Below are 23,577 nucleotides of genomic sequence, written 5' to 3' on the forward strand. Positions count from 1 at the left end.
TGACGACGCAAGGAAAAGCGGTGGCGCCGGAGGCCGGCTGCCGACGCCACTCGTGGGAACTCACTCGGCGGCGATCTTCGCGCTGTCGATAATGCCCTTGTAGGTCCCGGCCTGTGTCGTGATGAAGGTCTTGAACTCGCCGGCGGAAAGCGGCGACGCCGCGAAGCCGGCGTCGGCATAGCGCTTCACGACATCGGGGTTGGCAAGCGCTTCGGAGATCGCCTTGTCGAGGGCTGCAACGAAGTCGTCCGGCGAGCCAGCCTTGGCGAAGACGCCCTGCCAGAGCGGGAAGGTCAGGCCGTCGAAGCCCGGCAATTCGGCAAGGGTGGGAACGTCCGGCAACTGCCCGGCACGCTCCTGGCCCGAGAGGGCGAGGACGCGAATCTTGCCTTCCTTGGCGAGCGGCAAGGCCGTCGACAGGGTCAGCACGGCCGAGTCCAGCACGCCTGCCAGCAAGTCGTTAGTTACCTGAGCGCCACCGCGATAGGGCGCGTGCAGGAACTTGACGCCGGCACGCTGGGAGATGAGTTCGCCGAGCAGATGCTGCGCCGAACCGATGCCCGGCGAGCCGTAACTGACCGTTTCAGGCGCCGTCTGTGCGGCCGCCACCAGCGCCGCGAGGTCCTGATGGGGCGACTGTGCTGGAACGACGACCGCCATCGACGTGGTCGTCGTGCGTGCGGCCGCCACCGTGTCGGTTTCCCAGTTGACCGTGACCTTGGCATTGGTCATCGGCACTGCCACCGTGTCGAAGCCGCCGTAATAGATCGTGTTCGTGTCCGCGGCGCTGTTAATGAGCCTTTGCAGCGCGATCATGCCGCTCGCGCCCGTGGCGTTCTCGACGACGACGGTGCGCCCAAGGCGGGTGGCGATTTCCGGGGCGATAATGCGAGCGGCCAGATCGGCGCTGCCGCCGGCCGAGTAGCCGACGAGTAGCGTGATTGGGGCCGTCGATTGCGCTTGCGCCGCAGGCGAAGCAAGCAGCGCCGAAAGCGCCAGCGCTGCGAATGTTTTCCAGATTGAACGAGACATTGATCATTCCTCCTCTACCGAACTGATACAATATGTATCTGCGTGAAAAGTATCACTCTCACTCGCAATTGCATTAGTTCTACTCGTGTTCTGCATCAATACAAAACTTCATCCTTTTCAAAAATACATTCTTGATGATACAAATTGTATTGTGTTACGGAGGTGACGATGAGCAAGATTGAAAAGCTGCAGGACTACCTGAAATCGGTTGCTACCAATGCGCAGCCGGGGGATCGCTTGCCGACGGTGCGAAGTCTGATGCGCGACTTCAAGCTGTCCCAGCCGGGGGTCCAGAGCGCGCTCAAGGCCTTGAAGGAAGAGGGCCTGATCGACGCTCAGATCGGACGGGGGACCTTCTTTACCGGCGGCATGGCCCTGCAGCCGGCGCCGGGTGGTCGGGTCGCGCCCAAACATGGACGCAGCGTCATTCTGCTCCGGCGCCCGACCGCCACGCAGCGTGCCCGTCTCGTCATGGATCGGCTGCAAGCAATGGTGACGGCGGGCGGCGACCTGACGCTGGAAGTCGGGTATTCGGATGCCAGTCATGCGCGCCATGTGCTGCAGTCGCTGCCACGCTTCAATGCCTGCATCATCCAGAATTCATTCGAACAGATGCCGGTCGAGATGCTCGCGGCGCTCCGCCGCAAGACGGACAACATCATCGTCGACGGTGCCTGGCTGGTCGGAACCGACATCGATGCGATCGGCTTCGAATGGGGCCGCCCCGTGGAGCATGCGACACGCCTGCTGTTGTCGAGGGGCCATGACGAAATCCATTTCCTGACGACGGCTCGCCCCTTCCTCGCCAACGAGCTCGGCCTACATCGCTATCGCCAGCTCCGCGAAGAGGCGGAAACGGCTGCTTTCCTGCGCGAGCCGACCCTAATCCCGGCCCTGCCATCGAAGGAGTTCGAACTCGCCACCCTGGAGCGCATCGCAGCGATCGTGCGCGGTTCGAGCCGCGGCCGGAAAGCCGTCCTGCTCTGGGGTGTCGAGAGCGGCCAGCGCCTGCGCGCCGGCCTCTTTGCCCGCGACGTCAAGGTTCCGGAAGATATCTCCATCGTCCTGCTGGGGCGCAGCGATATCGAGTCGGAACGTGACGGCTTCTTCCATCTCGTCGGCTACAGCGCGCTCGACCAGGCGGAAGCGCTCTATGCGCGCATGAAGAGCCGCTGGGAAAATCCGCAAGCGCCCTATGGGCTGACCTTCACGCAGATGCATGAGGTCGAAGGGCCGTCGGTCTCGACCGCGACGCCATGAACACGGACGAACCCGTTTGAATGCCGGGTTCCGAGCTCGACAAGGGAGGTACCGATGGGATTGAAGATTAGGTCGGAAAAGGACTTCGGCAGCGGCCTGCTTTATCTCCTGCTCGGCGGCGCAGGCCTTGCCATCGCATGGGATTATGGCCTTGGCACCGCTGGCAGGATGGGACCCGGTTACTTCCCCACCCTGATCTCCGCGCTCCTCCTCCTTTTCGGCGTCGCGACCCTGGTCCGGAGCATCCTCGCCGAGGGACCGGCGATCGACGCGGTGAATTGGAAAGGCCTCGCCCTTGTCACTTTATCTGTCTGCCTGTTCGGTGCGCTCCTGTTGGGCGCCGGACTGCCGGCGGCACTTACCGTGCTGATTCTGGTTTCGGCCATGGCCAGCGAGAAATTCGCGATCAGTCCCAAGGCGATCGCGGCAATGATCGGCCTCGTCCTCTTCTGTTCACTCGTGTTCGTGAAGGGGCTCGGTGTGCCGATGCCGCTGCTCGGCTCGTGGTTCTCCGGCATCATTGCTTCTTGAGGGCGACACAATGGACATGTTCTCCAATCTCTGGCTCGGCCTCACCATCGCCTCCTCTATCACCAATCTCGGCTATTGCCTGCTCGGCGTCTTCCTCGGCACGGCCATAGGTGTGCTGCCGGGCCTTGGTCCAGTCGCGACCATCGCCATGCTCCTGCCGCTGACCTTCGGCCTGCCGCCCGAAACCGCATTGATCATGCTGGCCGGCATCTATTACGGCGCTCAGTACGGGGGCTCAACCACCGCAATCCTCGTCAATCTGCCGGGGGAGCCGTCATCGGTGGTCACTGCGCTTGACGGTCACCAACTTGCCCGCCAAGGACAGGCGGGTCGCGCGCTCTCGACCGCCGCCATAGGCTCCTTCATCGCCGGCACGGTCGCCACCGTTCTGATCGCGCTTTTTGCGCCGGTACTCGCGGAGGTCGCGTTGCAATTCGGCCCGGCCGAATATTTCACCCTGATGGTACTCGGCCTGATCGCCTCGGTCGTCATGGCCTCGGGATCGCTCCTGCATGCGCTCGGCATGATCTTGGTCGGCCTCTTGCTCGGGATGGTCGGCACCGACGTCAATTCCGCCATGCCGCGCTACACCTTCGACGTACCAATGCTCGCCGACGGCATCAATTTCGTCGTGCTCGCCATGGGCATTTTCGGACTCGGCGAAATCGCGGCGAACCTCGAAAACGAGGCGGAACGCACGCTTCTGACCCGCAAGGTCACGAACCTGATGCCCACACGCGACGACTGGAAACGCATTCTCGGTCCGATCGCGCGAGGCACCGCCCTCGGCTCGGTGCTCGGTATTCTGCCGGGCGGCGGCGCGGCGCTCGCCGCCTTCGGCTCCTATTCGCTCGAGAAGCGCCTGTCGCAGGAGCCTCATCGGTTCGGCAGGGGCGCGATAGAGGGCGTGGCCGGACCGGAATCGGCCAACAATGCTGGGGCGCAGACCTCGTTCATTCCGATGCTCACGCTGGGCCTGCCGTCCAATTCGGTCATGGCACTGATGATCGGCGCCATGCTGATCCAGGGCATCCAGCCCGGCCCGTCGGTAATGACGGAGCAGCCTACGCTGTTCTGGGGTCTGATCGCCTCGATGTGGATCGGCAACCTGATGCTACTCGTTCTGAACCTGCCGATGATCGGTCTGTGGGTGCGAATGATCGCGATCCCTTATCACTTCCTCTTTCCGTCGATCATCGCGCTCTGCGCCATCGGCGTCTTCAGTGTCAACAACAGCCTCTTCGACGTCTATGCCATGGCCCTGTTCGGCGTGGTGGGATACCTTTTCCGCAAGCTCGATGCCGAACCGGCGCCCATGCTGCTCGCCTTCATCCTGGGGCCGATGATGGAGGAATTCCTGCGCCGCACGTTGCTGTTCTCGAAGGGGGATCCCAGCGTCTTTCTGACGCGGCCGCTGAGCGCTGTCCTGCTCGCAATCGCGGCAATATTGCTCCTGCTGGTGGTTCTGCCCGTCGTCCGCAGAAAAAGAGAGGAAGCGTTTCAGGAGGAGTAGAGCTCGCGGGCCTAGCGCGTTTCATGACCATAGACGGGCAGCGGACCGCCGGGCGGCGGGCCAGCGACACATCGATCACGATCTCTGCGGCAGGAGGAGGACATGCCAACCAGACAATCTGTCGCTGAAAACCAGCGCCGATCTTGCACGGCAAGCGTCAATCCCGCAACTCTACGGCCTCCACGTCCTCTGTTTCCTTCTGCGTGATCAGGCGGGCGCTGTGTTGGCCGCTCAGAAAGGTCCACAGCCAGCTCCAGGCGACCGCGAAGCGGCTGCGGGTGCCAATCAGGAAATAGATGTGGGCGACGCCCCAGATCCACCAGGCGAGCGCGCCTTTGAGCTTGATGCGGCCGAAATCGATGATCGCAGCGCGCCTGCCGATGGTGGCGAGGCTCCCCTGATGGCGATAGCGGAACGGACCGGGCGCCGGCCTTCCTTCGAGCCTTGCCCGGATCGTTCTGGCGACGAAAGCGCCCTGCTGCTTGGCGGCGGGCGCGATGCCGGGCACCGGCTTGCCGTCGGCCTGGCTGACGGACGCGGTATCGCCGATGACGAAGACCTCCGGATGGCCCGGCGCCGTCAGGTCGTCCCCAACCAGGGCGCGACCGGCGCGGTCGGCGGGAATGCCGAGCCAGCTCGCCGCGGGCGAGGCCTGAACGCCGGCCGCCCAGACGAGAGTGCAGCTAGGCAGGAAGCGATCGCCGATCACCACGCCGGCAGCACTGCAATCGGTCACCGGCGTTCCGGTCCACACCTCGACGCCGAGCTTCTTCAACTCGCGACCGGCATAGCCGGAAAGCTCTTCGCTGAACGCGGGGAGAATGCGCGGCCCCGCCTCGACGAGCACGACCCGCGCCCGACGCGTATCGATCCGGCGAAATTCGGCGGGCAAGATCCTGTGCGCCATTTCGGCGATGATGCCCGCAAGCTCGACCCCGGTCGGTCCAGCACCGATGATGGTGAAGGTCAGCAGCGCATCGCGCCTTTCCGGATCCTGCTCGAGTTCCGCCCGCTCGAAAGCCAGGAGAACGCGGCGACGAATGGTGGTTGCATCCTCGAGCGTCTTCAGCCCCGGCGCCACGGCCGCCCATTCGTCGTGACCGAAATAGGCATGTGTCGCGCCGGTCGCCAGTACCAGCGTGTCATAGGCAATTGTCTGACCGCCATCGAGCGAGATGGTCCGGGCAATTGGATCGGCACCGGTCACTTCGCCCAGAAGCGTCGTCACCTCCGGCCGATCCCGGTAAAGGTGGCGGATCGGCCAGGCGATCTCGGATGTCGCCAGCACCGTCGTCGCCACCTGATAGAGCAACGGCTGAAACAGATGGTGATTGCGCCGGTCGATCAGGGTGATCCGAACCGCCGCCCCCTTGAGATCGTTGACAAGCTGCAAGCCGCCAAAGCCGCCACCGACGACGACGACGTGATGTCCTTCCGACATAGCTTCTGCCTCGTGTTGCGGGCTTCTGCCTAGTTTTGCGGCCTTCTGCCTCGTTTCGCGGGGTCAGCCTGCCGGTTTGAAGGCGGTCGCACAACCGCCAGTTCGGCAAGCGTTCCATGTCGAAAAGGCACAGCTCATTCCGCGTAGTCGACCGGGACGGCCGTGCCGCTTTTCAACACTTCCATCGAGATCGAGGCGGATACGTCGAAAAGCTCCACCTTCCGGACGATCTGTTTGTAGACGACGTCGTAATGCTCGACGCGCGGCAGCACGACCTTGACGATATAATCATAATTGCCGGTCAGCCGATGCACTTCGACGATCTCGGGTATGTCGCTGATCACCCGCCGGAACTTCTCTATCCAATCGTCGGAATGGTGCGCGGTCTTGATGAGCGCGAAAAGCGTCGTCGGTACGCCCATCTTTTCCCGATCGAGCACGACAATGCGCCGCGCGACATAGCCCGCTTCCTCCAGCCGCTGTATGCGGCGTGAACAGGCGGAAAGCGAAAGATTCACCCGGTCGGCGAGATCGCCCATGGCGACGCTCGCATCCTCCTGCAGAAGCATGAGCAGCTTTCGGTCCCTGTCGTCCAGCACGCTTACCACTCCTCACGTTCCGCCAAAACGCGCTGACAATTTGCACAAAGTATTCAGGCTGCGCAACCGTATTGCGCGCGCCAAACAAAATCCGCCTCCAAACGCAAACAAATTCCGGCCGTAGCGCGCGATAATCCGTTCATCAAACCGGGTTGCAGTGGCAACGCTCACTCCGACATTCGGTTCCGACGCTCCAATCGAAAACAAGGGGACGAGAGATGGGAAAGCGGGAAATCGGGGAATTGCGCAAAATCGGCTTGATCGGCGGCATGAGCTTTGAAAGCTCGGCAATCTACTATCGGATGATCAACGAGTCCGTGCGCGGGCGGCTCGGCGCGTTGCACTCTGCCGAAGTGCTCCTTCATTCGGTCGATTTCCAGCGGATCGTCGACCTGCAGAAGGCGGGCCGCTGGGATGAGGCCGCCCGGCGCCTCTCCGATGTCGCCCGAACGCTGGAGGCTGCCGGCGCCGAATGCGTGCTGATCTGCACCAACACCATGCACCTGATCGCGGACGCCGTTCAGGCGGCAATCGGCGTGCCCCTGGTCAACATCATCGACGAGACCGCGCTTCGGCTGAAGGCCGCCGGTTGCCGCAGGCCGCTGCTGCTCGCCACGCGCTATACGATGGAACACGGCTTCTACGCCGAGCGCATGCGCGCGCACGGTATCGAGGTGATGGTACCGGACGCCGAGGGACGCACCCTCACCCATAATGTCATATTCGACGAGCTCTGCGCCGGCCAGGTGCTGGACGCCTCGCGCGAGGCGCTCACCGCATTGGTCGAACAGGCAAAGTCGGCCGGCGCCGATGCCGTGATCCTCGGCTGCACTGAAATCTGCCTGATCCTCGACCCCGCCCGCCTGCCTTTGCCGGGCTTCGATTCCACCGCGATCCACGCCGAGGCCGCCGTCGAATTTGCCCTCGGCGGGCAGAGCGTGAGCCGCGCCGCCTGAGAACGCACCCTCCCCCAACCCTGTGCGTCACAGGATTGAGCGTGTTGGGATGACGGGCCCGCCAGAGCCGGACGCAGGTCTGCTCACACGGGCGCGTCGAACTCCGCACGCGCCTTGCGGATCGCTTCGTGATTTTCCACCGACCAGTCGACGAATAGCCTCAGCACCGCCAGGAACGAGCGCCCGAGATGGGTCAGGCCATATTCCACGCTCGGCGGCTGCGTCGGGTAAACGGTGCGGCTCAAATAGCCGTCGCGCTGCAGGTCACGCAGCGTCTGGGTCAGCATGCGCTGCGAAATATCCGGGATGAGCCGCCGAAGTTCGGAGAAGCGCAAGGGACCATCGGCGAGCATCAGGATCATCAGCGAATTCCATTTGCCGCCGATGTGATCCATCACGTCGCGCACCGGGCAATTGTCCATGTCCATCGGCACCCCGCCAATGAGGATGGCCCGCCTGCCCTTCACCTTGCCCGTCGCCTTGTTCATGACGGTTCCCTTTCCGTAACCACAGCAGAAAAAACTGCCTCCTTTACAGCTCTTAGCAGATTACGGGATAAGAGCAACTCTCAAAAAGAGACCAGCATTCAACATGAGCCCAATCATACGAAGCTGGACAGGAAACGGAAAGGAATACCATGGCTGAAACATTGCTCGTGACCGGCGCCGCAGGTCAGTTCGGCAGGCTCGTGCTCGATGCGCTTCTCGCCTCCGGCAAGACGAACCCCGCCAATATCATCGCCACCAGCCGCGACGTGGCCAAGCTCGACGATTACGCCCAGAAGGGCGTAAAGACGCGCACCGCCGACTTCGATGATCCGGCCTCGTTGGACGAGGCCTTTGCCGGCGCCGACCGCATCCTCATCGTCTCGACCGACGTGCTTGACCGGCCGGGCAAGCGGCTGAAGCAGCATCTCGCCGCCGTCGCAGCCGCGAAGACGGCGGGCGTCAAGCACATCCTCTATACGTCCATGCCGGCCCCGGAACAGTCGGTCATCCCCTTTGCCGCTGATCACCTCGGCACCGAGAACGCCGTCAAGGCAACCGGCATTCCTTACACGATCCTGCGCAACGCCTGGTACATGGAAAACCTGTTTCTGGCGCTGCCGCATGCGCTCGCAAGCGGGCAATGGTTCTCGTCCGCCGGAAACGGCCGCATTTCGCATGTCGCCCGCGCGGACCTCGCCAAGGCCGCAGCCGCCGCACTGGAAGCGGGATCGAGCGAAAGCCGCACCTATACGCTGACCGGCTCCGAGGCCCGTAGCACCGAAGAGATCGCCGCTCTGGCCGCCGCGGCGACGGGCAAGAAGCTGGATGTCGTGCAGATTTCCGACGAAGCGCTCGCCGGCGGCCTGAAGGGTGCCGGCCTGCCGGACTTCCTGATCCCCATTCTCGTCTCCTTCGACACCAACACGCGCGAGGGCCATTTCGACGTCGTCACCGACGATGTCGCGACCCTCACCGGCAAGGCTCCGCTCGGCCTATCCGCCTTCCTCGAGGCGAACAAGGCCGCGCTGGCGCAATGACACAATCTTGCAACGACGACAGGCCCGGCGGAATATGCCGGGCCTGTCGTCATTGTCCGACTGCGGCGCTAGCGCATCGGCCTAAATCGGAACCGATTTTCGGAAAGCTCGATGCGCAGATTCTAAAGAGTTACAGCGACCTTTGCGCGTCTGAAAAGAGGCGCGGCGCTGTAAAGAGCCCACACCTACCCTATCGCCTCAGCGCAGTGCTATGCTGGGCATCGCGTTGAAAGTACGCCAAACAACGCTAGGAGAACAAACGGTGATTTTTAACATCGTGGTCTTCCCTGTTGACTGGGTGCGGAACCCTCATTCGCTTGAACACCTTGTCGGACCGAGTGAACTTGTAACCGCTATACCGAGTATGGACTATGTGCGGACAGATGCCAGGCCGCAGCTAGACTGATTGGTCATGATATTCCTTGGTAAGCCAATCGAACAAATTATGGGAGTCGGCGCCCTACTTCTGCTTGCCCTCGGTTGCGCTCTCGTCCTTCAGCCTTTCCTCTCAGCGATCCTGTGGGCGGCGGTCATATCTTTCTCAACATGGCCGGTCTACCAGAGGTGCGAGCGGGCAGTCGGTGGCAATAAAAGCCTGGCGGCCGCCATGATGACGTTGCTGGTCGCCCTCGTTCTCGTCGCACCGTTCGCCGTGATGGTGCCGACGTTGACAGACAGCGTAAGCGACCTGCTCACGGCCGTGAACCAAGTTCTCGAGCAGGGCCCCCCCGCGCCACCGCGTTGGGTCGCAGGACTCCCGGTAATTGGCGAAAACGTGACTGCCTATTGGGCGAGCTTGGCCCACGATGCGCCCGCGTTCATCATTGAACTCAAGAAGCTGATCGGCCCCGCCACAAACTTGGCAGTAGCCAGCGGAGCGGTGCTCGGCGCCGGGCTCTTAGAACTCGGGCTGAGCGTATTCATCGCCTTTTTCTTCTTCCTTCACGGTCGGCAGATGGCAGCCTACGTGCGCGCAGTCGGCGAAAGATTCGCCGGCCCCCGGTCCAAAAAACTGCTCACGGTCGTCGGCGCGACCGTCAAAGGCGTCATTTACGGCTTGATCGGCACGGCCCTCGCCCAGGCCGTCCTAGCCGGCATTGGTTTCTGGATCGCCGGTGTGCCTCAGGCGCTATTGCTTGGTTTCCTTACGTTCGTCCTGGCGTTCGTGCCGGTAGGCCCCCCGCTTGTGTGGGGCTCGGTGGCGCTATGGTTTTTTGTCCAGGGAGCCGTTTGGTGGGGCCTATTCGTCGCAGCATGGGGTCTGCTCCTCGTCAGCAGCATCGACAACGTCCTCAGACCCTACGTTCTCGGCAAGACCAACAGCCTGCCCGTGTTGCTTGGCCTTTTCGGGTTCCTTGGTGGCGTCATCGCCTTTGGCTTCATCGGAGTATTCCTCGGGCCCACGCTGCTGGCGGTCGCCTACAGCCTCTTCCTTGAGTGGCACGCGGCCGAGGTCAAGGGCCGCAGGCACTCCACGTCGGCGCCTCCGGATGCCGCTTGAGTCGTATTCGGCCGCAGTCCGGGACCCAGTTCCGACGTTCGGCTCATGACGACGGCAACTTAATGAATTGTCGTCTAAATACAGGCGCTTCAGTTAAGATGGAGGGCGATCGATCAGTTCGCGATCGGCAATGCTTGCTGCTTGTGATTTCGCGCCGCCCGACCGAGCTTCCCGCGACACGTCCGGGCATCGAACGTCACCGGAACCAATGTCTATAATCTGGAGGTCGAACACATCGGCCAGGATCCACTATCCGTTGCCTTAGGTCGACTCGACTACAACGAGCGTCAAGATGGCTTCCGGGAACAGCTCGAAGGTATGCCGCGTTATTCGGTTGAAGACGAACCCGATTGGGGCGACCGGACACGTCGAGCCGGGCGCACGACTAGTACGGCTTACCCATACGTGTGACCGCGTCCCGGGAGTTGTCGAGACCGCGAGGCAGCGCATGATTGGAACGTGGACCCGAGCGGCATGTCGTCAGGGCGAATTCAATGAGTATCCGCAACCCAGAATAAGGAGAGCGCAAAATGAACTGGGATCAGATCAAGGGGAAATGGACCCAATTTAAAGGCAAGGCCAAAGAGCAGTGGGGCGATCTTACCGATGACGATCTCGACCGTGCCGAGGGCCAGCGAGATCAGTTGGCCGGCCGCGTTCAGGAAAGGTACGGTATCGCCAAAGAAGAGGCCGAGCGTCAGGTCGACGATTGGGTTCAGCGCCTCTAGCGTTTCTGGCGGCGCTGTAGTGTCGCGGTTATTCGTTCAGCGAGACAGTAGGCGTGTAAGGACCTCGGCGAGTTCCTTTTCCGTGAAGGGCTTCTTCAGAACGGGATGATCGCGGTAACCGTCTCTCATATCGTGACCGCTATATCCTGTTGAGAAAACGAACGGAACGCCGTGAGTGCCGAGCGCTTCAGCCACGGCATAGCTGTTACTGCCATTCAGATTCATGTCCAGCATAGCAACATCAAAGATTTGCGCATCAATCGCCGCGAGGGCCTGATCGACCGTAGCTGCAGCAGTCACGGACTCACATCCGAGGTCGGCCAGCATGTCTTCTATCATTATGAGGACCAGCATTTCATCCTCGACAACGAGGACTTGACGACCGGAAAGCAATCTATCCATCACGAGCCTTGCTTGCAGGGAAATTGATTGTGCAAATCAGGCCGTCCGCCCGATAGTCGAGGTGCACCGTGCCTTCCAGTTCGTGAGGCAGACCGCGCTCGATCACCCGCGACCCGAACCCTTTCCGGGACGGTGGCGTCACGGGCGGGCCATCTTTCTCCTGCCAGCGCAGCAGAAGCCTGTTGCCCGCGGACGACGGTTCAATCATCCATGAGATCAGGACTGACCCGGCCTTGTTGGAAAACGCGCCGTACTTCACGGCATTGGTCGCGAGTTCGTGGAACGCGATGCCGAGCGCAAGAGCGACTTTCGGGGAGACGCGGATGTTCCTGCCCGTGATGACAAAGTGCTCTGACACGCCATTTGCAACACCGAACGGCTCCAAAGCCGCCTTGATCAGATCGTGCAGTCCCGCACCTTCCCAATTCTCGCGGGTCAACAGGTCGTGCGACCTGGAGAGAGCAAAGAGGCGCGACTCGATGGATTCCCGGATCACGTTGGGATCAGAAGTATTCCGCAAAGCCTGCCAGACAATCGACTGCACCGTGGCAAGGGTGTTTTTCACGCGATGGTTCAACTCGTCGATGAGCATCCTGGATTGGGCTTCCTCCTGCTTGTGATCGGTGAGATCCACGAAGGAGGCGAAATGCTGGACTATCTCACCGCTTTTGTCCCGAACCGGACTGATGAGGATCGCTGCCCAGAACTCGCTGCCATCCTTGCGGCGGTAGCAAATTTCCGAACCGCCTTTGGTGGTGCCCGCAAACGCGGCGTCAATGCGCGCCTGCGCATCGGGATCGGTGCCCCGCGCCATCAGAAAGTTCAAGCTCTGACCAAGCACCTCTTCCCGGTCATATCCGGATAGATCGAGAAAAGCGTCATTGACAAAAATTATCGGATTGCCGCGTTCCTTTGCGTCCGTAAACAGCATCGCCATTCGTGTCGATTCAGCAGCGACGACAAATGGCCCAAGGTCTCTCCGAAAGCTCTCGACTTCGGCCTCGGCAACTTTTTGGCCCTGGGACTTGATTATTATTTCAGGCATGCCTTGGCCTTGTCTTGGTTTAGCAGCCAGTCAGCAACTTTATAGACCGCGCAGAAAAGACCGCGCAGAATTCTGCCGCCACTGGGAAGAAGCTATGCCTTTAGCTGGCCAGCTGGCCGAATGAACACCAAAACAGAAATATGGCCGCATATTCGGGCCTTGAGGCGTTAGTACCAGCGACCGCGGCCGAACCAGCCGCCCCCCAACAGAACAAGGATGAGCAATATTATGAGAAGCGTGGTGATATCCATGCGAGTCTCCAGTGAGTGCTCCAAGGCGCCTCGCAGCCATTATGGCCGAAGGGATGCCGGATCGTTGCACTCCAACCTCAAATAACGTTCTTCACACCTTCTTGTTCCATTGGAACGAATGTACATCCTCGGTCAGATCAGTGGTGAAGATTTTGGGATGTGGGCACATTGCATTCTTCGGCGACTTACGGGGACGGACCTGCTGCATGTCTCCTTAAATCGACCTCGATTTAAGGATAAAGACATGCAGCAATTCAAAGTGCTACAGCGACCTTTGCGCGTCTGATAAGACGCGCGGCGCTGTAGAGGAAGAACGATGTCGGCGCCACTCGATTTCTGGTTCTCGATAGGAAGCCCCTACACCTTTCTGGCCGTCATGCGGCTACCTCAGATCGCCGAAAGGGCAGCGGTCGAGATTCGCTGGCGCCCCTTCGACGCTTGCGCAATCCAGGCCGAGGCGAACGACGCCCCTTTCGCCGACCGGCCGCTCAAGGCCGCCTACATGTGGCGCGACATCGAAAGGCAAGCGGCGAAATTCGGGCTGACCATCCGCTTGCCGATCACCTATCCGCTCACGGAATTCCAACAGGCGAACCGCGTGGCCGCGCTCGCCGCCGGCGAAGGCTGGTGCCACGCCTATGCGACGGCAACCTACCGGCGCTGGTTCGTCGACCGTGAGCCGGCCGGCAGCGAACCGAACCTTTCGGCCAGCATCAAGGAAGCAGGCCAGGACCCTGCCCGCGTGCTAAAACAGGCAAACTCCAAAACCACCGTCAGAGTGCTCGACACCGCAACCGACGAGGCGAGAGAGATCGGCATCTTCGTTCGCCCTCCTTCGTCTCCGATGGCGAACTGTTCTGGGGCCACGATCGCCTGGAGGACGCGATCGCATGGCAGCACAATCTCGACCAGGGGAACCCGGGGTAGTCGGGTGGTCCGGCAACCGGATGCCCTACCTCCTGCGCGCGCTCGATTGCCGATCACTACTCACGTCTTTTCCGCGCTCGCACCGAACCACCAATCCACCGACAGCCTCCCCGCGCCCCAGGCAATGACGCCGAGAGCCATCGCCGCCCAGGTCAGATGGATGGGCCAGCCGTCGGGCACCGTGAACTGGATGACGATCGTCATCGCCAGCAGTCCGAGCGCGGCAAGCCGCGTTGCCAAGCCGAGGATCAGGAAGGTCGGCAGGAGCACCTCCGCACAGGCGACCAGGAAGGCCGTCGCGGCGGGCATCGGGAAATCATAGGGCCCGCCCGGCAGGTGCAGTTTGAACTCCGATGTGAAGAGGAGAACGGCGACATCGTTCAATTGCAGGAAACCGTCCCATTTGCTCATGCCCGAGCGCCAGAAGGGTACGGCCAGGCCGAAGCGCAGGGCAAGCTGGGCAAGGGATGCGGGCGCAATTCTCGCGACCAGGCCGTCGATGCGGGCGAGCCAACCCGCCCTTCCGCCGGCCTCGGCTTTGTCGAGGAGATTTCGTATGGACGTCAGCATCTTAGCCTCCCTGGCGGATCGCGGCTACGGCTCCGGCCTCGAGCATCGTGCGGATAGCCGCCGTAAGGTCGAATTCGGGGCAACCCTCGCCCGCCGCGGCCGCCGCGCTCTCCAATGTCTCCCCGGCAATGATACCGCCTAGAAACCGGTCCACTCCCGGCGCAAGACGGCGCACCTCGACGTCGAGCCCCGGCCTCGTCACCAGCGCGCTTTCCGCAGCCGTGGTTTCAATGCGCCCGACCGGGTCGCTCGCCCGGTTCACCGAAAAGATCGTCACCGCGGGATAGTCGGAGCGCAGGATGCGTGTCGCCGGATGCGCCTCGAAGACGAGATCGCCGAGCCGATCCGGCGGCACCGCCACAATCTCGGCCGGCGACAGCGCGGCAGCATCCGCCGCGTGATAGGAGTCGAGCCAGGCCCGCTCGATCCGCGCCACATCCGCGAGCCACGGCAGGGATTGCGCATATTCGTAACGCGCGATGAAATTGGGAAAATCCCGGCCGTATTCGAAGAGAAGCCGCGATGTCGGCGGGGTCTCGCGAACGTGGAAACGCGCCATGGCGCGAAAGAAGGCCTCTCCCGTAATGCGCAGGGTCGCAGGAAATATGTCCGCGAGCGCGTTCATGAGACTGACGGTCACATTGTTGCGATAGACATTGAAGCGTCTGTCGGCCGCCTTGCCGTTCGGGCCGGCGACGAAGGCGGGCGTCGCGCAGGAGGGATCGAGCAGTCCGGGCGTGAAGCCTTCCGGATAGCGGCATCCGTCGACAGGGCCGGAAGACGACGAGTTAACCGCGCGCATGCATCTTCTCCTGTCCGAAGGCTCTCCGCCGGTCGAGGATCGACTGCGCCGCCTTCGCCTCGGCCTTTAGCACCGGCCAATCGGGAATGGCGCTGTCCCATTCGATGAGCGTCGGGACGGGGCCGCAGCGGCCGATGACGATCTCGAAGAGCTTCCACACCGCATCGGCGACCGGGCCGTCGTGACTGTCGATCAGCAGAAGGTCGCCCTCGTCGTCCTGCTGCTCCGCATGTCCCGCGAGGTGGATCTCGCCGACATGCTCGAGCGGATAGTCCGAAAGATATTCGCGAGCGGAGAAGCCGTGATTGGTCGCCGACACGAAGACATTGTTCACGTCGAGCAGCAGGCCGCAGCCGGTGCGCTCGACGATCTCGCGGATGAAGGCAGTCTCGCTCATCGTCGATTCTTTGAACAGGAGATAGGTCGAGGGATTTTCGAGCAGAAGCCGCCGTCCGATGACCTCCTGCACCTCGTCGATATGCTCCGCAACGCGCCGCAAGGTGGCCTCCGTATAGGGCAGCGGCAAGAGGTCGTTGTAATAGGTGGTGCTGTGTGTCGACCAGGCGAGATGCTCGGAGACGAGTTGCGGCTCGTATCGCTCGACGAGCGCCGCAAAGCGGTCGAGATGAGCCTTATCCAACGGTTGCGGGCCGCCGATCGACATTGAGACGCCGTGCAGCGAGATGGGATGGTCCGCGCGGATGCGCGCGAGCGCCGCGTGCGGCGGGCCTCCCGCGCCCATGTAGTTTTCGGCATGCACCTCGAAGAAGCCGCGATCCTGCTCGTCGTCCGCAAGGATGGACGGCAGGTGCTGGTGTTTGAAGCTGGTGCCGGCCAGACCATCGATCGGGTGCGCCGGAAAGCGGAGGCTGGCCGATACGCCGCGATCCGAGTGAATTGCCAATTCGGGCATCGTTGCCTCCACTATCCGGCTCCACTTCGGCTTAAGACGGAATGTCGCGCGAGAGCGGCTCCATCGAGCCCGTGCGTCCGCCCGGCAGTTCCATCGTCGTGCAGGTGCCGCCGTCCACGAACTTCCAGGCATTGCCCTGGTAATCGACCGTCGAGGTGGCCTGGCAGGTCGTGCCCGGGCCGGCCGCGCAATCATTCTGCCCCGCCAGCGCAACGCCGTAGCACTTCTCCTTGCCGGCATCCATTGCCGCTTTGACTTCGGCTTCCGACAGCGGCGCGGCGACAGCAAAGGACGACACGGCAGCCGCAACGGCACCGGCCAGCATCGCCGAGTTGATCGAGGATTTCACAGACATGAGACTCTCCATGTTGATGGTTGTGGCACCTCGCTTTCGGGGCCACGCAAAGCCTCATTCGTCGCCATGCGGGATATGTTACATTTGCCCGTCTACACGCTTTTGTGAGAGCGGATTCGCGAGAGATCACCGTTACGTGGCTTGACTCTGTTTCAACCCATGAACGTGATCGGCCGCCGTACGAGAACATTGCCGTTCCCGCGCAAGTCGAGGAAAATTGCGGGCGGCGATGTAACAATCGGCGAAAGCCGGCGAATTGGGAGGAAAGAAGGTGGACGACAAGGATCTCGCCCGGCTTTTCCGCCTCGCCCTTGACGGCGATGAGCGGGCCTATGGCGATTTCCTCCAGCAGGCTGCGGAGCTCGTCCGCGCCTGGGCCCGCCGGCGAACGACCTTCGGCGGCCTGGACCCGGAAGACATCGTCCAGGAAACCTTGCTGGCGATCCATGTGAAGCGCCACACCTGGCGGAGCGACGGCCCGGTGATGCCGTGGCTCTATGCGGTCGCGGGGCACAAGCTCATCGACGCCCTTCGGCGGATGGGCCGGCATTCATGGATCGAAATCGGCGAGTTGGAAGGTCAGCTTGCGGCCGAGGAAACGGAGACCGCGAGGGGCTGGGAGATCGACCGGGCACTCGAGATGCTGTCGCCCGGACAGCGCTCGGTGGTGACGGCAATCTCGCTCGAAGGGCGCACGATAGCCGAGGCGGCAAGAAGCCTCGACATGAAGGAAACGGCCGTTCGCGTCGCGCTCCATCGCGGCCTTGCCGCCATTGCCAAGAGATTTGGACGCGACTGACATGGAAACACAGGAACTTATCAAGGCACTTGCGGCAGACACCCGGCGGAGCGGCATGACAATGGCACGCGCCTGGTTCTTGGCTGCCTTGGCTGCCGTGGCCACGGCAGCCGTCGTCTTCTTCGTCCTGCTCGGCCCGCGAACGGATATCGCCAGCGCGGCGGAAACGGTTCGCTTCCTCTTCAAGTTCGTCGTGACGATCGCGCTTGCCGCGAGCGCCTTTTCTCTCCTGCGCGCCCAGTCCCGGCCGGAAACGGGCATACGCGGATTGCTGCCCCGCCTCGCCATCGCGCCGGCGCTGATTGTGGCGGCCATTGTTGTCGAGCTCGCCGTCACACCGCCAGGGACGTGGTCCGCGAGGCTCGTCGGAACGAACGGCCTCGTCTGCCTCACTTTCATTCCGCTGATCGGCATCGGGCCGTTGTCACTGCTGCTCGCTGCACTGCGCCACGGTGCTCCGTCTCATCCGACGCTGGCGGGTGCCATGGCCGGACTGACGGCCGGCGGCATCGCGGCGACGCTCTATGCCGCCCATTGCACCGACGATTCGCCCTTGTTCGTCGCCACCTGGTACACCATCGCGATCGCCATGCTGACGCTCATCGGCGCACTCGGCGCGCGCCGCATCGTCCGCTGGTAGCGAGCCTATCTTAGGGAAACGCCCGCTCTTCCTGGATTGGCGGGCACGGCACCGAGCCGTAGGAACAGAACACGCAGCAATCTCCCGCCTTTGGCCGGATCGATCGCCCGCAGCCCTTGCAAGCGTAGTAATAGAGGCAGGCATCGACAGGCATCGTTTCGGCCGATTGATGCCCGCAGTCCGGACAGGTCACAATCGAGATCAGTTCCGCCATTTGCGCCTCTACTGCATGTCTCCTCGACCTCAATTTAAGGACAATGACATTCAGCGATTCAAAGTGCTACAGCGAGCTTTGCGCGTCTGATAAGACGCGCAAAGCTGTACGGCATGATAGCAAGCGGGCCGATTTCTGTCCAAGTGGATCAAACCGCCTCGCCGCAGGCGCGACGGAAGCGGCGCACGGTTTCGGCCATCCCATATTCCAGCGCATCCGCGGTCAGGCCATGGCCGATCGAGACTTCGGCGAGCGCGGGGATATGCTCGACCAGAAGCGGCAGGTTTGCGACCGTCAGGTCGTGGCCGGCATTGACGGCAAGGCCGAGGTCGAGCGCAATCTCCGCCGTGCGGCCGAGTTCGCGGGCGATCCGCTCCGCCTTTTCCGGATCATCGTAGCAGCCGCCATAGGGACCGGTATAGAGCTCTATCCGGTCCGCGCCGGTTTCCTTGGCGATCTTCAAGGCATCCGGGTCCGGGTCGCCATCTGCAAAGAGCGATACGCGAAAGCCCTTCTTCTTGAGCCGGCCGACGACATTGCCGAGCAGATTGTGGTTCTTGCGGAAATCCCAGCCGTGGTCGGAGGTCGCCTGCGCCGGGTCGTCGGGCACCAGCGTCACCTGCTCCGGCTCATGCCGCTCGACGAGTTCCAGGAAGCTCTCGTTCGGATAGCCCTCCATGTTGAATTCTGCTTTCGGGAACTCGTCGTCGATCAGGTCGCGGATCGGCTGGAGATCGGTGAAGCGGATATGGCGCTGATCGGGACGCGGGTGAACGGTGAGCCCGCTCGCCCCCGCCTCAAGGGCGATACGGCCGAGCCCGGTCACAGACGGCCAGGGAAGATCGCGCCGGTTACGCAGCATGGCGACGGCGTTGAGATTGACGGAGAGTTTGGCGGACATGGCGCGACCTTTGCAGAAGCACCCCGGAAATGGGGCATACTCGATTAATAGCAGCCTTCTACCGCAGATTTTGCCGAACCGGAATCGCCATCCGCGCGGCAACAGCGACCTTTGCGCGTCTTTTCAGACGCGCAAAGGTCGCTGTAACTCTTGAATCTGCGCATCGAGCTTTCCAAAAATCGGGTACGATTTTCGGGCCGACGCGCAAGTGCGGGTTTCGCCTTTTTGACAAAAGGCAAGTACGTTGATATCAACGTTAATGGCATGGGAAGACTTCGATCAGGCAATCCTGCCATAGAGGAGAGCGATCATGACGGCATTGACCCCCGCAAGCGAGCTGGCCGCAAGGAACCGCGCCCATTTCCCGAACGAGACTGCCGAATACCGACAGGCGCGCAACGCGCTGCTTGCCGAGGAAATCGAGCTGAGACGCCATATCGAGCGGGTGGCAGAACTGCGTCGCCGATTGCCTGCGGGCGGCGAGGTCACGAAGACCTACCGATTCGAAGGCGAGAACGGGCCTGTAACCCTTGCCGACCTCTTCGGCGACAAGACAACGCTCATCATCTACAGCTACATGTTCGGGCCGCAACGCGAAAGGCTTTGCCCGATGTGCACCTCGTTCATGGCTTCGTTGGAAGGCAAGGTGCCGGACATCGAGCAGCGCGTAGCCCTCGCCATGGTCGCCCGCTCGCCGATTGAACGGCTGGTCGAGGGCAAGAAGGCGCGCGGCTGGACGCAACTGAAGGTCTATTCCGATAGCGATGGCAGATTTACCCGCGATTATGTGAGCGCCGAGGATGCAGATGTCCCCGGTTACACCGTCTTCACCCGCCGGGCCGGCACGATCCGGCATTTCTGGAGCGGCGAAATCAACGGCGAAATGGCCGATCCCGGACAGGATCCGCGCGGCGCGCCGGACGTGGATCCCCTCTGGACGCTGCTCGACACCACGCCCCAAGGCCGTGGCACGGACTGGTATCCGAAGCTAGATTATGATGGCAGCTAACGCATCGGCCGGAAAATCGTACCCGATTTTCGGAAGGCTCGATGCGCAAGTTCAAAGAGTTACAGCGATCTTTGCGCGTCTGAAAAGACGCGCGGCGCTGTCATGCATGTCGCCCAAGAGTGTGCAGCGGCTCGGTGCGAATCGTCCCTCACTTCAGAAGTGGCTCACATTTTCCGTCGGCAAAACCTGACAACCACTAACTTTGGGGTTAAGTTTCGAATCAGGTTAAAGTTGCCCTGTCCTGGAAATCAATCCATTGGCGGCATCCTGCCGCACGCTTCGGAGCCCATCGATGATGACAGCCGAAAGGCCCTGCGACGAGACCATCCGGTCGGCACTCGCCCGGATTCTCGGCAGCGACGGCTTTCAGCGGTCGGAGCGGCTGCGCGCCTTCCTCGCCTATGTGGTCGAAAAGGAAATCGTCGGCGAAGGCGCCCAGTTGAAAGGCTATTCGATCGCGGTCGACGTCTTCGGCCGATGCCAGACCTTCGACGCCGACAGCGACCCGCTCGTGCGTGTGCATGCCGGCAAATTGCGCAAGCTGCTCAAGGTCTTCTATGAGACGGAAGGCGCCGGTGAGGAATGGCAGATCGCCATCCCGAAGGGTGCCTATGTGCCGCAATACCGGCGTCGGCGCCCCGCTGTCACCGCACCTCCGCCGCCGGCCGCGGCAGGCGCAGAGCGGCGCCCCCGCCAGCGCGGTTGGCGGCCGCGCCCCCTCTCCTCGCCATGGGCAGTGCTGACGGCATTGCCGTTGCTTCTGTTCATGCCCCTGCCCTCGCCGGAGGTGACGCTCGGCATCGAAGCGGAGGCGAAGCTCGCAAACGGATTGATGGCCAGCGTCCGCGGGCTCCCCTCCGTCAGGGTCGGCCTGGTCGGCCGACGGCACGAGATCGCCAAGCAATATGCCGCAGCACTGCGCACGGCCGCGGAGCGCTACGAGACGCTTGCGCAGGGCAATCTCGACGGCAAGGCGTTGGAGCCCGCCGCCGTGAACCAGGCACTGTCCTTTTCGGTGACCATCGCCTGGCATGACGGGGTGGAACCCGGCCTGCGCATCACCCTCCGACATGACGGCGAAGATATACCGGTCCGGGAACAATTCGTCGCAGCGCAAAAGCTTGCGAGCGAGGCCGATATTCACTTCGAGATCACCTCGCTGGCCGCTCAGCTTTTTGCGCTGGATGGCGAGATCTATGCCCACGCCGCCGTGGAAGGCCTCCAGAGCACTATGATGGAATGCATGACCGCCACGGCGCGCTACAAGAAACTGTTGACGCGCGAGAGTTTTCAGCGGGCTTGGGATTGTCAGCAGATGCTCGGCCCTCTGAAGGGCGACGAGCCTCTTTTCATCCTGTCTGCCCAGGGTCCGCTCGGACATAACGGCCATTGAGTCCGCGCGACGGCGGCAAGCCTCGCGTCCCGGTTGAACTGTGGACTGACTCTGAAGAATACAACCACCAGACGAATCTCGATGGCAGCCCTGTTCTTTTCGTTGATTCGCGCTTACGGTGAATTCCGGTGTTGGAGTTTAGTGCTTGGCGCATCGGCCCGAAATCGTACCTGATTTGCTGAAAGCTTGATGCGCAGATTCAAGAGTTACAGCGACCTTTGCGTCTGGAAAGACGCGCGGCGCTGGAGGTTGCTCGCTGGAGCTTGGCACGTTCAACCGAACGCGCAGAAAACTCCAGTCCGGAAACGCTCGGCGTCTGCCTGACGCCGACCTCAGGGCAAGCACATTTGTCTGAAGTATCCGTGCCCGTGCACGATGTGCCTCGCGAAGCAAGCAGGTCGGCGGCAACGCCGGACGAATGCCCGGAGGCGGGGAACATCACCTCCTCTCTCCGGTCGTGTAGGACGCCAAACGGGGACGTGGGAATGCCGCAAGATTCTTGGAAACATGCCGGTCACGGGGAGACATCCGGCCCTGCCGGGTTTTTGCCGAAGCTGTCCGTTCCCTATCAGGGGTCAGGCGACTGGCTCGCCATCGCCGAGATGGCAGAGGCCTTCGGCGTGACGCATCGGACCCTGCATTTCTATGAGGAGAAGGGATTGCTCAACGCCGCGCGAATCGGTCCCATGCGCGTCTATGACGGGGCGCATATCCGCCGCATGGCCGTGATCAACGCCTGCCGGGAAATCGATATGCCGATCGCCGCCATCCAGGACCTGATGACGGGGCTCGATGGAGCAACGAGCCAGGCGGAGGCCGATGGGCTTTTCGAGGCAGCGCTGCGTGCCCGTCGGCGCGAACTCGCCGCCCAGCAGTCGATCCTGCGCCGGCAGATGCAGCGGATAGCCGAACTCCTCGAGACCGCCGCAGGCGAATGCGGTGACGTTTCCGCCAGCTTGGACGTGCATCTTTCGCCGATTGAAGCCGAGTGCCTCGGCTTCATGGCCGAGGGCTACCCGGCCGCGCGCATCGCCGCGCTCATGGACATGGACCTGAAAGCCGCAGTCACGCTCGAAGCCGGCCTCATCCACAAGTTCGACGCCCATAATCGCTTTCAGGCCGTGGCCAAGGCGGTGCTCGCCGGCATGATTGCGCCGGAATAGCGATTGAACCAGAACCTGGAGCGGCGCGCATCTCACCAGACGCCCAGGGAATACGAAAGCAGCCTTTTGCTGCCTCGTCGGTTGCGGTACGGCAAGGCTCTCCTCCGAGCCAGCCCGAGTTCCGCAGCGCCTTTTCATACGCGCAAAGGTCGCTTTAGCTCTTCGAATTGCGGCGTCCCTACGGAGACATGCCGTAGCGGTGGCGACACGGACCGAAACGATCTGTCGCAATAATTGACGAGCAGAAAACTCCCGAAGAGTTGTCATTGCCCCTTGGCGGCAGTAGCATTCACACGGATCCACACGTCTTTGACGAGGGTCCCGAGACGTCTTGTCAATGAGGTGCTTCCGACCGGAACGAACCCCCTCCCCACAACGCGAGGGTCATACTCGGAAGCCTATTTCCATCCGACGCCATTCAATGGCGCCTCCGGCGATCTGTGTCGCAGACGGACGGGTATACTTGGAGGAAAATATGAACAAGCGCACCATAACTTTCATTCTCGCAGGCGGCCTGGCCCTCTCTGGCTGCCAATCCGCGATGTTCTCTCAGGGAACGACGGGAAACGAATTCGCTTGCATAGCCGGCACGGTCGGCGGCGCGGTCGTCGGCGGCCTTGTCGGCGCGACCATCGGTTCCGGTACCGGTCAGCTCTGGGCCGTTGGCTCCGGCGCTACGCTGGGCGCTGCAGGCGGCAACGCCTTGACCTGCATATGATGCAAAGGGTCGGGATGATGAAGAGCGCAGTCCTGCTGGGGGCAATTTTGGCGTTCAGCACAGCCGCGGCTCAAGCGCAAGCCATGAAACAGGGCCAGTTGGATCGGCTCGACCGCGACCGCAACGGGGCGGTCGACCGGTCCGAATACCAGGCCTTCATGACCTCGGCCTTCGCCAACCTGGACAAGAACAAGGACGGGATGCTGAGCCGCGAAGAGGCGGCGCAGACGCTGAATGCGCAGCAATTCGCCGCCACGGACGCCGATGGCGATGGCACCGTTGCCCAGGAAGAGTTCCTGAACCGCGTAATGGCGGACTTCGAAGCGGCGGATCGCAGCGGCGACGGCAGCTTGCAGTAGGTGAGAGTGAACCGGCGGACCGCTTGCCGT

The 23,577-nt window shown here is 62.1% G+C and carries 26 protein-coding genes and 1 pseudogene; 15 read left to right on the forward strand and 12 right to left on the reverse strand.

All coding sequences use genetic code 11. The features are described from left to right. Positions 1-60 precede the first annotated feature (60 nt). Positions 61-1,032, reverse strand: a complete 972-nt coding sequence (locus SJ05684_RS10060; protein WP_034850908.1) for a Bug family tripartite tricarboxylate transporter substrate binding protein — start codon at positions 1,030-1,032, stop codon at positions 61-63. Positions 1,033-1,200: 168 nt separating this feature from the next. Between SJ05684_RS10060 and SJ05684_RS10065 the strand changes: the two genes are divergently transcribed. Genes SJ05684_RS10065 through SJ05684_RS10075 form a run of 3 tightly spaced genes read left to right on the forward strand, consistent with a single transcriptional unit; the run spans position 1,201 to position 4,336 of the window. After that, positions 1,201-2,292, forward strand: a complete 1,092-nt coding sequence (locus tag SJ05684_RS10065; protein WP_050979899.1) for a GntR family transcriptional regulator — start codon at positions 1,201-1,203, stop codon at positions 2,290-2,292. A gap of 54 nt (positions 2,293-2,346) precedes the next feature. Continuing rightward, positions 2,347-2,823 carry a tripartite tricarboxylate transporter TctB family protein gene (locus SJ05684_RS10070; RefSeq protein WP_050979900.1) on the forward strand — a complete coding sequence of 159 codons (477 nt, stop codon included), beginning with the start codon at positions 2,347-2,349 and terminating at the stop codon, positions 2,821-2,823. A gap of 10 nt (positions 2,824-2,833) precedes the next feature. After that, positions 2,834-4,336, forward strand: a complete 1,503-nt coding sequence (locus tag SJ05684_RS10075) for a tripartite tricarboxylate transporter permease (RefSeq protein WP_034850911.1) — start codon at positions 2,834-2,836, stop codon at positions 4,334-4,336. Between the two features lie 157 nt (positions 4,337-4,493). Here SJ05684_RS10075 and SJ05684_RS10080 read toward each other — a convergent pair whose 3' ends face one another. Both SJ05684_RS10080 and SJ05684_RS10085 read right to left on the reverse strand, forming a co-directional pair. Continuing rightward, positions 4,494-5,777, reverse strand: a complete 1,284-nt coding sequence (locus tag SJ05684_RS10080) for an NAD(P)/FAD-dependent oxidoreductase (RefSeq protein ID WP_034850913.1) — start codon at positions 5,775-5,777, stop codon at positions 4,494-4,496. A gap of 134 nt (positions 5,778-5,911) precedes the next feature. Beyond that, a complete protein-coding gene (locus SJ05684_RS10085) occupies positions 5,912-6,376 on the reverse strand; it encodes an Lrp/AsnC family transcriptional regulator (protein ID WP_034850916.1) in 465 nt (154 codons plus the stop codon). Positions 6,377-6,594: 218 nt separating this feature from the next. On the opposite strand from SJ05684_RS10085, the gene SJ05684_RS10090 reads away from it, so the two are divergent. Further along, positions 6,595-7,332, forward strand: coding sequence for an aspartate/glutamate racemase family protein (locus SJ05684_RS10090; protein ID WP_034850918.1), 738 nt, complete (start codon positions 6,595-6,597; stop codon positions 7,330-7,332). Positions 7,333-7,415: 83 nt separating this feature from the next. On the opposite strand, the gene SJ05684_RS10095 is transcribed toward SJ05684_RS10090, so the two are convergent. Continuing rightward, complete coding sequence (locus SJ05684_RS10095) at positions 7,416-7,820, reverse strand: winged helix-turn-helix transcriptional regulator (RefSeq protein WP_034850919.1); 405 nt, start codon at positions 7,818-7,820, stop codon at positions 7,416-7,418. Positions 7,821-7,969: 149 nt separating this feature from the next. Here SJ05684_RS10095 and SJ05684_RS10100 point away from each other — a divergent pair, with 149 nt between their 5' ends. From SJ05684_RS10100 to SJ05684_RS10110, 3 genes are all read left to right on the forward strand, one after another. Next, positions 7,970-8,857, forward strand: a complete 888-nt coding sequence (locus SJ05684_RS10100; protein ID WP_095694248.1) for an SDR family oxidoreductase — start codon at positions 7,970-7,972, stop codon at positions 8,855-8,857. Between the two features lie 412 nt (positions 8,858-9,269). Continuing rightward, positions 9,270-10,358: an AI-2E family transporter gene (locus tag SJ05684_RS10105; protein ID WP_034850971.1), complete on the forward strand. Its 1,089-nt coding sequence runs from the start codon at positions 9,270-9,272 to the stop codon at positions 10,356-10,358. A gap of 530 nt (positions 10,359-10,888) precedes the next feature. Further along, on the forward strand, positions 10,889-11,086 hold the full coding sequence (locus SJ05684_RS10110) for a CsbD family protein (RefSeq protein WP_034850972.1): 198 nt from the start codon (positions 10,889-10,891) through the stop codon (positions 11,084-11,086). 36 nt (positions 11,087-11,122) lie between these two features. Here the strand turns inward: SJ05684_RS10110 and SJ05684_RS10115 are convergent, their stop codons facing one another. Together SJ05684_RS10115 and SJ05684_RS10120 are read right to left on the reverse strand one after the other, a co-directional pair. Beyond that, positions 11,123-11,488 carry a response regulator gene (locus tag SJ05684_RS10115; protein ID WP_034850973.1) on the reverse strand — a complete coding sequence of 122 codons (366 nt, stop codon included), beginning with the start codon at positions 11,486-11,488 and terminating at the stop codon, positions 11,123-11,125. Then, positions 11,481-12,533: an HWE histidine kinase domain-containing protein gene (locus tag SJ05684_RS10120; protein ID WP_034850974.1), complete on the reverse strand. Its 1,053-nt coding sequence runs from the start codon at positions 12,531-12,533 to the stop codon at positions 11,481-11,483. The genes SJ05684_RS10115 and SJ05684_RS10120 overlap by 8 nt, the downstream gene beginning before the upstream one ends. A 627-nt stretch (positions 12,534-13,160) precedes the next feature. Here SJ05684_RS10120 and SJ05684_RS30375 point away from each other — a divergent pair. Further along, positions 13,161-13,547: pseudogene (locus SJ05684_RS30375) on the forward strand (DsbA family protein); the annotation flags it as partial. A 224-nt stretch (positions 13,548-13,771) separates the two neighbouring features. Here the strand turns inward: SJ05684_RS30375 and SJ05684_RS10130 are convergent. Genes SJ05684_RS10130 through SJ05684_RS10145 form a run of 4 tightly spaced genes read right to left on the reverse strand, consistent with a single transcriptional unit; the run spans position 13,772 to position 16,351 of the window. Continuing rightward, on the reverse strand, positions 13,772-14,281 hold the full coding sequence (locus SJ05684_RS10130; protein WP_083846049.1) for a DoxX family protein: 510 nt from the start codon (positions 14,279-14,281) through the stop codon (positions 13,772-13,774). Position 14,282: 1 nt separating this feature from the next. Beyond that, the gene (locus SJ05684_RS10135) at positions 14,283-15,083 is read right to left on the reverse strand and encodes an HvfC/BufC N-terminal domain-containing protein (RefSeq protein ID WP_034850977.1); all 801 of its coding nucleotides are present in this window, start codon (positions 15,081-15,083) and stop codon (positions 14,283-14,285) included. Further along, positions 15,070-15,996, reverse strand: a complete 927-nt coding sequence (gene bufB, locus SJ05684_RS10140; protein WP_050979901.1) for an MNIO family bufferin maturase — start codon at positions 15,994-15,996, stop codon at positions 15,070-15,072. The genes SJ05684_RS10135 and bufB overlap by 14 nt, the downstream gene beginning before the upstream one ends. Positions 15,997-16,027: 31 nt before the next feature. Next, positions 16,028-16,351 (reverse strand): BufA1 family periplasmic bufferin-type metallophore, encoded by a 324-nt coding sequence (locus SJ05684_RS10145; protein WP_034850978.1) that lies wholly within the window; start codon positions 16,349-16,351, stop codon positions 16,028-16,030. 271 nt (positions 16,352-16,622) lie between these two features. Between SJ05684_RS10145 and SJ05684_RS10150 the strand changes: the two genes are divergently transcribed. Continuing rightward, a complete protein-coding gene (locus SJ05684_RS10150; protein WP_244426581.1) occupies positions 16,623-17,150 on the forward strand; it encodes a sigma-70 family RNA polymerase sigma factor in 528 nt (175 codons plus the stop codon). A gap of 1 nt (position 17,151) precedes the next feature. Then, positions 17,152-17,790, forward strand: coding sequence for an NrsF family protein (locus SJ05684_RS10155; protein ID WP_095694249.1), 639 nt, complete (start codon positions 17,152-17,154; stop codon positions 17,788-17,790). A gap of 10 nt (positions 17,791-17,800) precedes the next feature. On the opposite strand, the gene SJ05684_RS10160 is transcribed toward SJ05684_RS10155, so the two are convergent. Together SJ05684_RS10160 and SJ05684_RS10165 are read right to left on the reverse strand one after the other, a co-directional pair. Next, entirely contained in the window at positions 17,801-18,004 is a 204-nt protein-coding gene (locus SJ05684_RS10160) for a GDCCVxC domain-containing (seleno)protein (protein WP_034850984.1), read from the reverse strand. Between the two features lie 148 nt (positions 18,005-18,152). Beyond that, complete coding sequence (locus SJ05684_RS10165; protein WP_034850985.1) at positions 18,153-18,905, reverse strand: pyridoxine 5'-phosphate synthase; 753 nt, start codon at positions 18,903-18,905, stop codon at positions 18,153-18,155. A 310-nt stretch (positions 18,906-19,215) separates the two neighbouring features. Between SJ05684_RS10165 and SJ05684_RS10170 the strand changes: the two genes are divergently transcribed. The 5 genes from SJ05684_RS10170 to SJ05684_RS10190 all read left to right on the forward strand — a co-directional run bounded on the left by SJ05684_RS10170 (position 19,216) and on the right by SJ05684_RS10190 (position 23,547). Continuing rightward, entirely contained in the window at positions 19,216-19,914 is a 699-nt protein-coding gene (locus tag SJ05684_RS10170; protein WP_034850987.1) for a DUF899 family protein, read from the forward strand. Positions 19,915-20,206: 292 nt separating this feature from the next. Further along, positions 20,207-21,307, forward strand: a complete 1,101-nt coding sequence (locus SJ05684_RS10175; protein WP_034850988.1) for a hypothetical protein — start codon at positions 20,207-20,209, stop codon at positions 21,305-21,307. A 485-nt stretch (positions 21,308-21,792) separates the two neighbouring features. Beyond that, positions 21,793-22,470 carry a MerR family transcriptional regulator gene (locus tag SJ05684_RS10180; RefSeq protein ID WP_034850990.1) on the forward strand — a complete coding sequence of 226 codons (678 nt, stop codon included), beginning with the start codon at positions 21,793-21,795 and terminating at the stop codon, positions 22,468-22,470. Between the two features lie 475 nt (positions 22,471-22,945). Next, entirely contained in the window at positions 22,946-23,188 is a 243-nt protein-coding gene (locus SJ05684_RS10185; RefSeq protein ID WP_034850991.1) for a hypothetical protein, read from the forward strand. A gap of 17 nt (positions 23,189-23,205) precedes the next feature. Beyond that, positions 23,206-23,547 carry an EF-hand domain-containing protein gene (locus tag SJ05684_RS10190; protein ID WP_034851158.1) on the forward strand — a complete coding sequence of 114 codons (342 nt, stop codon included), beginning with the start codon at positions 23,206-23,208 and terminating at the stop codon, positions 23,545-23,547. The last annotated feature ends 30 nt before the right edge of the window (positions 23,548-23,577 follow it).

This window comes from Sinorhizobium sojae CCBAU 05684 (assembly GCF_002288525.1).
Taxonomy (GTDB): Bacteria; Pseudomonadota; Alphaproteobacteria; order Rhizobiales; family Rhizobiaceae; genus Sinorhizobium; species Sinorhizobium sojae.